We start from the raw sequence: 12,743 nt of genomic DNA, 5'->3' as shown, positions 1-12,743 counted from the left end.
TGGTTGCGTCTGTGGCGGCGGCTGCCGCGCGGGCTGCGCGCCCGGCTGCGGCTGCGGTCGCGGCTGCGGCGGATCTCATCGCTGCGGACCACCTTCACCGTGTCCTTCGCGGCCGTGGCCGCGGGCGTCACCGTCCTCGTCGGCTTCCTCAGCTACGACGCCGCCGCGCGCCTCGTGCGCGTGGACCAGCAGAGCGTGTTCGCGCAGGTCGTCGCCGACCTGCGGACCCAGGTCGGCCAGAAGTGGCTGACACCGGAAGACTTCGCCGTCTCCGACAAGGATCACGACTCCGCGCGCGAGGAGATCATCCGGCCCAGCCGCACGGTCGTACAGGTGCTCGACCCGGGCGGAACGGTCGTCGGCCGCTCCCATCCGGTCCTGCCCGTCGGCGACGACGACCGGCGCATCGCCGCCACCGTCACGGCGGGCAAGCTGGTGGAACACAAGAGCGTCGACGTCAACGGCGACATCTACCGGGTGGCCACTGTCGGGCTCGGCCACGGCAACGGCGCGGTGCAGGTCGCCCAGGAACTCAGCAGCACCGAAGACCTGCTGCGCAGCCTCCAGCAGCGCACGGCCCTGCTGATGGGCGCGGTGGTGGTGGCGGCCGGACTGTTCGGCTGGTGGCTGGCACGCAGGATCACCGGGCGGCTGGTGCGGCTGGCCGGTGCCGCCGAGGACGTGGCGCGCACCCGGCGGCTCGGCATCCAGGTCCCGGTCACCGGGAACGACGAGGTGGCCCGCCTCGGCCGTTCCTTCGACCGCATGCTGGGGCGGCTGGCCCGCTCGGAGGAGGACCAGCGTCGGCTGGTGCAGGACGCAGGCCACGAACTCCGTACGCCGCTGACGTCTCTGCGTACGAACATCTCGCTGCTGCGCCGGATCGACGAGCTGCCGCCCGCTGCCCGTGAGGAACTGGTCGCCGACCTCGCCCAGGAGTCCCGCGAGCTGACCGACCTGGTCAACGAGCTGGTCGCCCTGGCGGCCGGCCAGTCCGACACGGAACCGGTGCAGCGGCTGACGCTCGCCGACGTCGCCGAGGACGCGGCGACGATCGCGCGCCGGCGCACGGGCCGCGGGATCGTCGTCCGCGTCACCGGCGACACCACGGTCGACGGACGCGCCTCGGCCTTGCAGCGGGCGGTGTCCAACCTGTTGGAGAACGCGGCGAAGTTCGACCGCGACGGCGAGGCGCCGGTCGAGATCGTCGTCACGGGCCCGGAGCACCCGCCCCGGCTGGAGGACTCCGACGAGCCGGACACCGGTCCGCCGCTGGGCAGCGTGCGCGTGGAGGTCCTCGACCGCGGGCCGGGCATCGCGGAGGGCGATCTCATGCGCGTCTTCGACCGCTTCTACCGGGCCGCGGACGCCAGGAGCCTGCCCGGTTCGGGGCTCGGTCTGTCGATCGTGCGGGAGGTGGCGACGTCGCACGGGGGCGCGCCGTTCGCGTACCGGCGCGAGGGCGGCGGAGCGGTCATCGGGTTCACGGTCGGTGGGGGGACGAGGGCCGGGAGCGAGTGAGCGGACGGGAGCTGGGGCAGTAGCACGGCCTGGACGAGAGGGGCGTCCTCAGCCGACGTGGACGCGTGGCCGCCGGGTGCGGTCGGGCTCCGCCTCGCGCAGGACCTCCCGCGTCACCGGGGCCACCTCGCCCTGCCCGAAGAGGAAGAAGCGCAGGAAGTTCGCGAACGGGTTGCCCTCGGTCCAGGTGAAGTAGATGTGCGGGGTGCAGCCGGTGGTGTCGCGGACGTGCAGCAGCAGGGCGGCGAGTGCGTTGGGGATGGAGGACGACTCCAGGGTGAGCACGCGATAGCGGTCGTGCAGGACCTCGCCGCGCACGCTCAGTCCCGCCTCGAACTCCGAGGGGTCGCCGATCGTGACCTCCACGAAGACGAAGTCCTCCTGCAGCGGGACGTCGTCGTCGGCGCGGATCTGCTCGATCTTGGCGCGGTATTCGGCGAGGTCGCGGCCGCGGGGTTCGTTGGCGATGAACCGTATCTTCCGGCTGGCGATGTCACGGACGAACCGTTCCGCCATGCCGTCCAGGGTCACGCTGGTGACCCGCAGCTCGAAGGAGCGGGCGAGCCGGGACAGCAGCGAGACGAGGATGATCCCGGTGATGAAGCAGGCGCCGATCTTCACGCCGTCCGGCCGTTCGATGACATTGACGACGGTGGTGTAGAGGAACACGGCGGCGATGACGGCGAAGGCGATCGTCCAGCCCTTCTGGCGGGCCCGGCGTGCGGCGACGGTCACCGCGATGGCGGCGGAGCTGATCAGCACGAGGACGCCGGTGGCGTAGGCGCCGCCCTGGGCGTCGACGCTGGCGTCGAAGATCCAGGTGACCAGGAAGGCGATCAGGGTGAAGACGATGACCATGGGGCGTACGGCTCGGGCCCAGTGCGGGGCCATGCCGTAGCGGGGCAGATAGCGGGGCATCAGGTTGAGCAGCCCGGCCATGGCGGAGGCGCCGGCGAACCAGAGGATGGCGATCGTCGAGATGTCGTAGACCGTGCCGAACCCACTGCCGAGGTATGCGTGCGCCAGATACGCCAGCGCCCGTCCGTTGGCCCGCCCGCCCGCCTTGAACTCGTGTGCGGGGATGAGAAGGGTGGTGATGAAGCTGGTGGTGATCAGGAAGCCGCTCATGATGACGGCGGCGGTGGTCAGCAGCTTTCTGGTGTCCCTGATCCGGCCCGTGGGCTTCTCCTCGGTGTCACCGGGGTCACCCCGTACATGCGGCATGACGGCGACCCCGGTCTCGAAGCCGGACAGGCCGAGGGCGAGCTTGGGGAAGACGATCAGGGCGAAGCCGATCATGACGAAGATGTTGCCGTGCTGGGTGCTCAGGGCGCTGGTCCAGTCGGTGATCACATGGCCGGCGGTGAGCACATGCCACAGGCCCACGGCCACGACGACGACGTTGAGGGCCAGGTAGACGGCGACCAGGGCGAAGGCGACGCCGATGGCTTCGAGGAAGCCTTTGAGGAAGACCGCGCCGAGCAGGGCGACCATAAGCAGGGTGATGAGCAACTGGTGGCCGTGGAGGGTGCCGGTGAGGTGGGGGTTTTCGATGAGGTGGGTGGAGGCGTCGGCGGCGGAGAGGGTGATGGTGATCAGGAAGTCGGTGGCCGCGAAGCCGAGGAGGGTCAGGACGAAGAGCTTGCCCTTCCAGAAGGAGAGCAGGCGTTCGAGCATGGCGATGGAGCCCTGGCCGTGCGGGCTCTCCCTGGCGACGCGGCGGTAGACGGGCAGGGCGCCGGCGAGGGTGACGAGGACCAGGACGATGGTGGCCAAGGGGGAGAGCAGGCCGGCGGCGAGGGCGGCGATGCCGGGCTGGTAGCCGAGGGTGGAGAAGTAGTCGACACCGGTCAGGCACATCACCCGCCACCAGCGCTGGCCCTTGTGCGGGGGTTCGGGCGGGGCGTGCGGACCCTGGGGGGCGCCGCCCATGTCGGACAGGCCCTCCAGCATCCACGCCCGCAACCGGTTCGGGCGGGTGCGCTCGGTGGCGGCCATAGGCGTGCTCTCCTGGCATGCGGCTCTGCGAACGGCCCGGCCTTCGAGAAGGCCGCCTTACCAGCGTAGGCAGGGAGTCGTGGTCCAGGGAGCCTGTGGACACGAGTGGACGGTGTCACGGCGGCGCGGGGCGGTCCGGGCGCGCACGGTCATCTGCCGTGGCGCACCCAGACGTTCGCGCTGTCGGGGCGAATCTGAGACGAAGGTAATAACTAGGTCATACGGCCGCTCCTCCCACCTGCTTCGATCACAGACGGTCACCGATATGTCTGATGACTTCGTGGCAATGAGGTGAAATCCGGGTCGCCGCCAAATCGGTTACGTGCAAATCTCGATGGTGCGCGCACTGGGGGAGTCCGTAGTGGGGGAACTGTCCTAGTACAGGAGTCCAACGTGAAATCCTCACTCCGTACCCGCTCCACCCGTGTGTTCGCCGTCGGTGCGCTGTCCGCGGCACTGCTGACGGCCGGAACGGCCGGCGCGTTCGCCGCCGAGCCGAACCCGAACCCCAAGGCGACGCGCATGGCGGAGCCGAAGGCGACGCTCAAGCCGAACCCGCAGGTGCCCCACCGCTCGGCCTCGATCACCACCAAGGTCAACAGGACCGAGGTGAGGGTCGGCGACAGGGTGACGCTCACGGGACGCACCGACGGCCTGGAGATAGGCAGCCCGGTGGTGCTCGAGCGCTACTACAGCGGCAAGTGGGAGCCGATGAGCACCGACATCCACGCCACGATCAACAAGGCCAGCAACTACACCCTGGACACCCGGCTGCCTTACAAGGGCCGGGAGCAACTCAGGGTCAGGGTCGGGAACGTGGTGTCGCAGCCGGTGGCGGTGACGGTGAAGTGACCGCCGTGACGGCGAAGTAGCCGCACCACCACTCAGAGGGCCGGCCCTGACCGGGGTCGGCCCTCGTCTGCGGTTCTGCGGCTGATGCCCCGTCTTGCCTTCGGGTTACCCGACAGGCAGCGGCGGCGAGGCGGGGTTCCGGCTCGCCGAAAAGATAGAGACGTGGCCCTCCTCGAGATCGCTTAGCCGGGTGCGTGCCTGCTCCCGACCAGCCACCGTCCGGCTGGAACGCGCTGGGAAAGGCCGCCGGAGGGCCGCCGGAGAACCGCAACCGGCGCAGCATCGCCGACTTGCGTTCCGGCCCCTGGTCGCCGCCGGAGTAGTGCCCCGCCTCATGCTACCGATGGCTCAAGTCCCGCCAGCCGTAGAGCGATGGGGAGCGGGAGGGCGCTGACCTGGTACTGCACCTCAGGTGAAGTTGTCTTCCGGGTCCGTGGAGGTGCGCCGTTGGGGAGAATGGGGGCGGTTCAAAAACGGCGAGGTGGGAGACGGGTATGGCGGGCGACGGCGGTCCGGTGACACTGCGCGGGATCGCGGAACAGCTCGGGCTGCACGTCTCGACGGTCTCCCGGGTCCTCAACGGCTCGTCCGGGGAGCAGGGCCGCGCGGCGTCGGGCGAGACGGCGCGACGGATCCGCGAGCTGGCCGACGAACTCGGCTACCGGCCCAACCCGCACGCCACCAGCCTGCGCACCCGGCGCAGCAACCTGGTCGGGGTGCTCTTCCCCCGGCTGTCGGAGATCGTGGTGGCCACTATTTACGAGGGTGTGGAGGAGGAGGCGACCCTGCGAGGGCTCTCCACCTTCGTCACCAACACCCACGACGACCCCACCACCCAGCGCGAGCGGATCGGAATGGTCCTGGGTCGCCGGGTGGACGGCCTCATCATCGGCGACGCACACCTGGACGGGGCCGCGCTGGCCGCCCCGGCCCTGGACGGCACGCCCTTCGTGCTCGTCAACCGCCGCACCGATACCGGTCACCCGGCGGTCACCTGCGACGACCACCTGGGCGGGCGACTCGTGGCCGAGCACTTCCTGGCCCTGGGCCACCGCCAGGTGGCCGTCATCGCCGGTGAACCCTTCGCCAGCACCGGCACCGACCGCACCACCGGCTTCACCGACCGCTACCGCGAGGCCGGCCTGCCCCTGTCCGCCCACTCGGTGCGGCACTGCCGCTTCGACACGGCCGGCGGGCACCGGGCCGCCGTCGAGTTGCTGAGCGGGTCCGACCGGCCGACCGCGATCTTCGCTGTCAACGATCTCGCGGCGATCGGCACCATCGGCGCCGCCCGCGACCTGGGCCTGCGGCTGGGGGAGGACCTCGCGCTCGCCGGGTTCAACGACACCCCCCTCGCCGCCGAACTGCCGGTCCCGCTCACCAGCGTCCACTCCCCGATGGCCGAGCAGGGCAGACGCGCCGTACGGCTGCTGCTCCGCCGTATCGCGGGCGAGCCCATCGCCTCGGAGGTGCTCAGGCCCGATCTCGTGGTGCGGGCCTCCACGGGCACGCCGATCGGGCCCGGTCTGCGGTGAGCGAGACAACGTAAACCACGCCGATCACCCGTCAGTTCCGCTTCGGCCGAGTCCAGTGGGCGCCGTTACCCAAACGATTGGCGCAAACGATTGGGTAGAGCATACTGGCCACTCGGCAGGCGTCCGGCTGAGGCAGTGGGGGTGGCTTGGTGAGGTGGTTGGGCAGGCGGCGCGAGGCGACATCGGATCCCGGCGCGGTTCCCCGCGAGGATTTCGTCGCATCACTGCGGGAGGGCAGCAGAAAAGCTGAGTTGACAGGACGTCAGGGAAACGCGGAGGAGGCCGCCGAACGTTACGCGGATCTGGTCGCGCAAGCGGAACGCGTCCTGGGGCCGCAGGACACCGACACATTGGCGCTACGGCACCAACTGGCCCACTGGACCGGTGAGTCCGGACAACCAGAAGCCGCAGTGCAGATGTTCGCCCGACTGATGGCCGACCGGGAGCGGACGCAGGGACCGCGCCATCAGGACACCGAACTGGCCCGGCATCAACTGGCTCACTGGCACGGCCGGTCGGGCCGACCCGAGGAGGCCGTTCGCCGCTACGAAAGCATGCGCCGGTCAGCCGAGCGGGAAAACCGCACCGAGACGGCGCTCACCCTGCTGTGCGAGGTGGGTTACTGGCAGCAGAAAAGCGGCGACAACGCGGCCGCGCTGCGCGCTTTCTCCCAGATGTTGCAGACCGCCCAACAGGAGCTCGGCCCCGGGCATCAGCTTGTCAACATCGCTCGTCAGCGCTACGCCGAGGTCGCCGGCGGGCTGCCGTTCGGCAACGAGGGCGGCCACGACGGGCTCCAGGACCTCCTCGCGACGGCCGCCGCGGTCGAAGCCGCAGGAGACTTCCAGCGCGCGGGCCGGATGTACGGGCAGGCAGCCGCGCGGTGCGAGCAACTCTACGGGGCGGGCAGCTCGCATACCCTCTCCGCGCGTGTCGCGCAGGCGAAGGCGGCGGTGAGCGCGGAGGACCACGCGGCGGCTGTCGACTGCTTCGGGAAGGTGCTCGCGTGCATGGAGCTTCAGGGCCAGGGGCCGGGTTCGCCGGAGTACGACATCCTCCGCGGGCAGCGCGACGAGCTTGCCCGGATGGACCGGCGCACGGTGGTCCGCATCGCGGAAGGGACCGCGACGCTGTTGGGCGAGGCGGTGCAGGCCGCGGCGGAGACGGCACGCGCAGTGCTGGCACGCGAGGCCGGCGCGTCTCACGCGACCCGCCTTGCGGTCGTGAACGGCGGTGCGGGCGACCCGACATGGACCGCGGAGCAGTGGGCGGATGTGCTGCGGAAGCTGTCCCGGCACGGGTATGAAGCGACAGCCCTCTGCTTCGCCCGCGGCGACCTGCGGCCGACACCGGAAGAGGCCTTTGTGTGCGAGCGGTTGGGGCTGCCGGGCGTCTACGTATCCCGCCTGAGTGACGAGAACGTGCGGTTTGAGGCGTACGTCTTCCGGGCGGGCGAACCGGCGACGGCGCAGGTCGTCGTGGTGAAGGACGAGCAGCCCGCGACGGGTGAACGGGACGCGCGGAAGCGGATGTCCGCGGGGGCTGCGGACGGCCGGATCGCGGTGCACGCGCAGGCAGCGGCCATCGGTACCTGGCGGGAGATGGAGCGGGCCCGGCCCACCGCCGGGGTGGACCAGCCACCGGTCTTCGGCACGTACGAGGTGCTGGAGTGCGTCGGCGAGGGCGGCTTCGGGCGTGTCTACCTGTGCCAGGATCCCGACGGGCTGATGGTCGCGGTCAAGACGCTGCACGCGCACCTCGCGGCGGCTCCCCCGATCAAGCGAGGCTTCGCCCACGAGGTGCGGGCGGCCCAGCGGGTCGGTGGGCGGTTCAGCGTGCCGGTGATCGCCGCGGACACCGACGGTTCGACCCCGTGGATGGCGGTGCCCTACGTGGCGGCCCCGTCGTTGCAGGAACTCGCCGAGCGCTGCGGAGGGCTGGAAGTCGACCTGGTGCGCACGCTGGGGGCGGGCATCGCCGTCGCCCTGAGCGCCATCCACGCCGAGGGCATCGTGCACCTCGATCTCAAGCCGGCCAACGTTCTGCTGACCGAGGACGGCCCGCGCGTCATCGACTTCGGTATCGCCCAGATCGAACGGCTCACCGAGCCACGGCGCGGCTTCGTCGGCACCTACGCGTACGCCTCCCCCGAGCAACTACGCGAGCAGCGCACCTTTACACCTGCCAGCGATGTGTTCTCCCTGGGTACCGTTCTCGCCCGCCTTGCTCTGGGGCGCAGCCCCTGGGGCCAGGACACGCCGTCCGTGGTCGCCGGCATCCGGGCGGGTACACCTGATCTCGCCGGGCTGCCCGGAGACTTCGTGGAGGTGGTCCGATCGTGCCTTCACCCCGATCCGGATCAGCGGCCGACAGCCGGTGATGTGGCCGAGGCGCTGGTTCCCGGAGCCGGTGAGGGCATGATCGACCCGCCGCCGCTGTCGGAGCAGGCGCGGGCTCTCGTCGCGGAGTACGCCACCGTGCCTGCCACACGCCATTACGAGACGCTTGCCTACACCCGAGCTCATGGCGCCGAAGACACCACATGGGCTGTGCCGCAGGCTTCCCGAGGGCGGGACCCGAAAGCCCCGCCCGCTACCCACGAAACATCGGCTCAGGGCCACACCAAGCAGTACGGCTGATGCCCCGCCTCATGCAACCGATGGCTGAAGTCCTGCCACTCGTGCAGCAGTTGGTACACATTGAACGCGTCCCGCGGCCCGCCCCGGTCCGGCACCGTCGACCAGATGAACGCCGCCGCGCCCACCGCCTCCTCGCCGACGCCGCGCAGGGGGTCCACGACCGTCATGGGGAGTTTGACCACCGCGTAGTCGGGGTGCAGGACCACCAGTTCCAGCGGCGGGACCTTGTGCAGCGGGACGCCCTCGATGCCCGTGAGGACCATCGCCGCCATCGTCTCCGGCTTGATCTTGGTGAACATCCCGCCCATGCCGAGTTCGTCGCCGCCGAGTTCCTCGGGGCGCATCGAGATCGGTACGCGGGCCGCAGTGGCACCGTTCGGCGCGCCGAAGTACTTGTACGTCACCCCCACCCGACCACCATTCCCGCTCCCTGTCCCGAGTCGGCCGACCATACGGTCCCTGCGGTCTCTACGCGCCGCCCGGTCGATTCTCTCAGGCGCGCTCTGCGAGCCCTGGGAGTTCTGTGAAAAGCCCTGAGAACTCTGCGAGCTCTGAGAGCCCTGGGGATTCGGCGAGCTCTGCGGAGCCTGGGAACCGTGCGAACCATACGGTTCGTGCGCCTCGTGCGGTCCCTGCGCCCGACGTGTCTCGTTGTCCTCCGCCTCGCGCCGGTGCCTTCCCCGCCGGGCACGCCGAGGACCCAGATCACCGGTCCCCTCGCCCAGTCCGCCACCGCGATGCATATCTCCACCCGACTGCTGTTCCAGGACGCGTGGTCCCCGCCGCGCAACCCGATCATCGTGTCAGTGACCTCCCCCGCGCCCGCTCGCCGAAACGTGCGTGGAAACACCTGTCCGCAGGATCGTCGCGGCCTCTGACACCATGGCTTGTGTGAGCTATCCGTACGAAGCCCCAGCTTCATGTAGTTGGGGTACCTTGGCTCGATGCACCCAACTACAAGGGCGGGGGGCCCGGAGCACGTCGCAACCGTGCTCCGGGTAGCAGCAGGATATACCCGTCAGTCAAAAGCCAAAGCGGACAAGTCGGAAGCTAGCCCGCAAACGCAGGACGAAGCAACCGAGCGAAAAGCGCGAGAGCGCGGATGCTCCTTCAAAGGGCATTACAGGGATATCGGTGTTTCCGGATACGACCCAAACGCGAAACGCAAGGCGTTCGAGCGTCTGCTGAACGACTGCCGTTCAGGGCTCGTACACGAGATCATCGTCTTCAACGTGACTCGGTTCTCCCGGCGGGAGCCGAAGGACGCAATCCCTATCGTCCTGGAGCTATTCTCTCTCGGCGTCACCATCACATCGGTGTCGGAGGGGTCCTTCTCTCCCGACAGCACGATGGAGCTGATCATGCTGATCATGCGCCTTGACGCCGCACACCAAGACAGTAAGAACAAGAGTGAGTCCATCACCGGAGCCAAGGCAAAAGCGAAGCAGTTCGGTGGGTGGACCGGGGGCACCGTTCCTTATGGTCTGGAGTCGTACCCGGAGTCGGTGACACGGGAGATTGACGGGAAACCAGTCACGGTAACCATTCGTCGACTGCGCCCCGCGTCGGTGCGCGAAGACGGGACAGACCAAGCCGGCGAAGTCCGGAAGATGGTGGACCACGTCTTCGAGTTCAAAGACAAGCCTTGGACAGGCAAGAGGAACGCCCACCCGGCATCAGTCAATGCGATCGTGTCGTGGCTTAACTCCAATAAGGTCCGCACGCAGAACGGTGGACTGTGGAGGGAACGTGCCGTTAAGCGGCTCCTCACGGATCCACGCTTGGCGGGGATCGCTGCCGAACCTACGTACTCCAGGGACAAGGACGGCAACCGGACGCGTAACGTTGTGGGCTACCGGATCCTCCGCGATGAGAACGAAGAGCCCATCATCGTCGGCGAAGAGTTGATCCCGCGTGCCCAGTTCTTCGAGCTGCAGGACTGGCTGGAAGGTAGAGGGCGGGGCAGCCGGGGCGGGACGCCGGGTAAGTACCTCCTCACGGCCATGGAAAAGCTCTATTGCGAGTGCGGGCGCCCTATGACCGGTTCCCGTGACGTCTACAAGTGCAGCCGGCCGTCAGGTGTGGTGGAGGAAGGCAAGCACGAAGGTGGAAGCACGATCCAGCAAGCAGACGTCGACAACCACATTGCGGCAAAGATCATGGCCGTGATCGCCAGCGCCGACGAGGATGATCCGGAAACCATGGACACGCTCGTCGAGGCTGCCTCCCGTCTGGCACGATTCAAGGAAAGTCCAGAGATCCGCAGTGAGCGCGCGACGCTGCTTGGAGAACGCGCGGAGGTCGTGCGGTCTATCGAGCAGCTCTACAGCGATCTCAGAATCGGTATCTACGACGGCGAGATCGGGCGGCAGCAGTTCCTAGCCGACAAGGGGTCGCTCGACGCGCGCCTGAATGGGCTCGACATCAAGATTGTTGAGGTCGGCAATCCTGAACTGCCCCCACTCCCCATCGAGGAGTGGGGCGCATCAGACGACGGTGACCCTCTAGGGCCAACGTCGTGGTGGGCACGCGCTGACGTCGAAGACCGTCAGATGTTGGTTCAGCTCTTCGTCGACCGCATCGACGTCGCCAAGGCAGAAAAACGCGGCGGTACTGATCGTGCGTGTCGTGTCGAAGACCGCGTGACGGTGATCATGTCCTCGTCCCGAGCGAACGCGAACGAGGAGCGCGACGCCGCCTGAAGTTGCCTCGCGCATACGAGAGCCCCTGTCGCGTCGACAGGGGCTCTCTTACGTCTACGGCGCCTTGCTCCATGGGCCGGCTTGGGGACGCGTAGGCATCTCCGCTTCGGCCCTGGACAGGAACCAGTCTATGAACTGCCGCATGGCCGCTGAGCGATCAGTGAGCGCCGCTTTGGTGGCCCCGGAGCATGGTCGGTCCTATCGACGTCGGATGAGGGCGCTCGGGTTCGACGTCTGACAGAGCGGGCGTCGGCGTCGTACCGTCAATGACGTGAGCGAACACCTTGGGGACAAGCTCAGCCGGCTTCGACGCCTCTCCAGCCTGACGCAAGAGGAGTTAGCAGCGCGGGCCGGAATCTCAGTCGACGTTGTCCGGAAGCTCGAACAGAGGCGGAAGAACTCCGCGGCACTGCCGACCCTGCATGCCCTGGCGAAGGGGCTCGGCGTCGAGCTGACGTCGCTCCTGGGCGATCCTCCGGGCGTCCCGTCGACGGGGGAAGTCGATCCCCCTCAGCTCGTCGCCGTGCGCCGCGCCATCTCCCCGCCGCTCTTTGCTCCGCCCCCGGAGCCGAAGCGGGCAGAGAAACTCTCACTGTCGCTCCTACGGGCCGAGATCGCCGACGCCTGGACGCTGTACCACGAAGCAGAGTTCGGGCGCCTCATGGAGCTACTGCCGGACATCATCACGGACGCACGCTTCGCGTCAGCCGTCGGGGCGGACGACGAGCGCGCGGCCGGACAGGCTGCGTTGGGCAAGGCGCTGCAGCTCGGGGGACACCTGGCCATCCGACTCGGTAAGACGGACCTTGCTCTAACGAGCCTGGAGCGCGCCATAGACGCCGCCGGGAAGTCGTCAGATCCGCTGCTTGCCCCGATGGTGTCCAACTCCGTGGCATGGGCGTATCAGCGCCAAAACAGGCTCGACGACGCAACGCATCTGGCCGTCTACGCTGCGGACAACGTCGAGCGTGAACACGCGACGGATGCGTCCGGCGTCCGGGTATGGGGCGGGCTCCTCATGTCGGCCGCGACGAGCTACGCCAGGAGCGGGGACTACGACCGCGCGGACGAAATGATGCGGACGGCGGAGAAAGCGGCGGGACGCGTCGCGAAGATGCCGGCCCCGAAAGACGGTCGCCTCGTCTCCGTCTTCAGCAAGTCGTCCGTCCGCATCGAGCGCGTCCGCCTGGCCGTGCAGCACGGGCGGCCGGAGGAAGCGCTCACCCTGGCAAAGGGGATGCGGCTGTCGAAGGACACCCCTCCGTCATGGCGCACGTGGCTCCTGCTCGACGTCGCCCGCGCTCATACCGACGTCGGCAACGCCGAAGGCGCCGTGAAGGCTCTTGAATCCTTGCGCCGGGTGGCGCCTACTTGGATGCGGCACCACACACTAGCCGTCGCCATCGTGCGGGATCTCTGGGAACTTCCCGCGCGTCCGCCGGGGCTCCGTTCGATCGCTGAGTTTCTCGGCGTCGCCAATTAGCGTTGCGAGAGTA

The 12,743-nt window shown here is 68.6% G+C and carries 8 protein-coding genes; 6 read left to right on the top strand and 2 right to left on the bottom strand.

Features of this window, described 5'->3' with window-relative positions; genetic code table 11:
• The first annotated feature begins 21 nt into the window (after positions 1 to 21).
• A complete protein-coding gene (locus tag BIV24_RS03650) occupies positions 22 to 1,521 on the top strand; it encodes a HAMP domain-containing sensor histidine kinase (RefSeq protein ID WP_079167979.1) in 1,500 nt (499 codons plus the stop codon).
• Between the two features lie 48 nt (positions 1,522 to 1,569).
• Here the strand turns inward: BIV24_RS03650 and BIV24_RS03645 are convergent, their stop codons facing one another.
• On the bottom strand, positions 1,570 to 3,519 hold the full coding sequence (locus tag BIV24_RS03645; protein WP_071364652.1) for an APC family permease: 1,950 nt from the start codon (positions 3,517 to 3,519) through the stop codon (positions 1,570 to 1,572).
• Positions 3,520 to 3,912: 393 nt separating this feature from the next.
• Here BIV24_RS03645 and BIV24_RS03640 point away from each other — a divergent pair, with 393 nt between their 5' ends.
• The 3 genes from BIV24_RS03640 (at position 3,913) to BIV24_RS03630 (ending at position 8,545) form a co-directional block, all read left to right on the top strand.
• Positions 3,913 to 4,371, top strand: coding sequence for a hypothetical protein (locus tag BIV24_RS03640; protein ID WP_071364651.1), 459 nt, complete (start codon positions 3,913 to 3,915; stop codon positions 4,369 to 4,371).
• A gap of 494 nt (positions 4,372 to 4,865) precedes the next feature.
• On the top strand, positions 4,866 to 5,906 hold the full coding sequence (locus BIV24_RS03635) for a LacI family DNA-binding transcriptional regulator (RefSeq protein ID WP_071364650.1): 1,041 nt from the start codon (positions 4,866 to 4,868) through the stop codon (positions 5,904 to 5,906).
• A 251-nt stretch (positions 5,907 to 6,157) separates the two neighbouring features.
• Positions 6,158 to 8,545, top strand: a complete 2,388-nt coding sequence (locus BIV24_RS03630; protein ID WP_071364649.1) for a protein kinase domain-containing protein — start codon at positions 6,158 to 6,160, stop codon at positions 8,543 to 8,545.
• Here the strand turns inward: BIV24_RS03630 and BIV24_RS35000 are convergent.
• Positions 8,518 to 8,997, bottom strand: a complete 480-nt coding sequence (locus BIV24_RS35000) for a hypothetical protein (protein WP_079167974.1) — start codon at positions 8,995 to 8,997, stop codon at positions 8,518 to 8,520. The two genes, BIV24_RS03630 and BIV24_RS35000, sit on opposite strands and share 28 nt — an antisense overlap.
• 492 nt (positions 8,998 to 9,489) lie before the next feature.
• Here BIV24_RS35000 and BIV24_RS03620 point away from each other — a divergent pair, with 492 nt between their 5' ends.
• Positions 9,490 to 11,247, top strand: a complete 1,758-nt coding sequence (locus BIV24_RS03620) for a recombinase family protein (protein WP_079167972.1) — start codon at positions 9,490 to 9,492, stop codon at positions 11,245 to 11,247.
• 271 nt (positions 11,248 to 11,518) lie between these two features.
• Positions 11,519 to 12,730, top strand: a complete 1,212-nt coding sequence (locus BIV24_RS03615) for a helix-turn-helix domain-containing protein (protein WP_079167971.1) — start codon at positions 11,519 to 11,521, stop codon at positions 12,728 to 12,730.
• Positions 12,731 to 12,743 lie beyond the last annotated feature (13 nt).

It is taken from the genome of Streptomyces colonosanans (assembly GCF_001866645.1).
GTDB classification, from domain to species: domain Bacteria; phylum Actinomycetota; class Actinomycetes; order Streptomycetales; family Streptomycetaceae; genus Streptomyces; species Streptomyces colonosanans.
This window is presented reverse-complemented; position numbering and strand designations above follow the sequence as displayed.

Excerpts from the sequence above, each read along its gene's own strand:
- BIV24_RS03645 (WP_071364652.1), bottom strand. The coding sequence starts at position 3,519 with ATGGCCGCCACCGAGCGCACCCGCCCGAACCGGTTGCGGGCGTGGATG.
- BIV24_RS03620 (WP_079167972.1), top strand. The coding sequence starts at position 9,490 with ATGCACCCAACTACAAGGGCGGGGGGCCCGGAGCACGTCGCAACCGTG.
- BIV24_RS35000 (WP_079167974.1), bottom strand. The coding sequence starts at position 8,997 with ATGGTCGGCCGACTCGGGACAGGGAGCGGGAATGGTGGTCGGGTGGGG.
- BIV24_RS03635 (WP_071364650.1), top strand. The coding sequence starts at position 4,866 with ATGGCGGGCGACGGCGGTCCGGTGACACTGCGCGGGATCGCGGAACAG.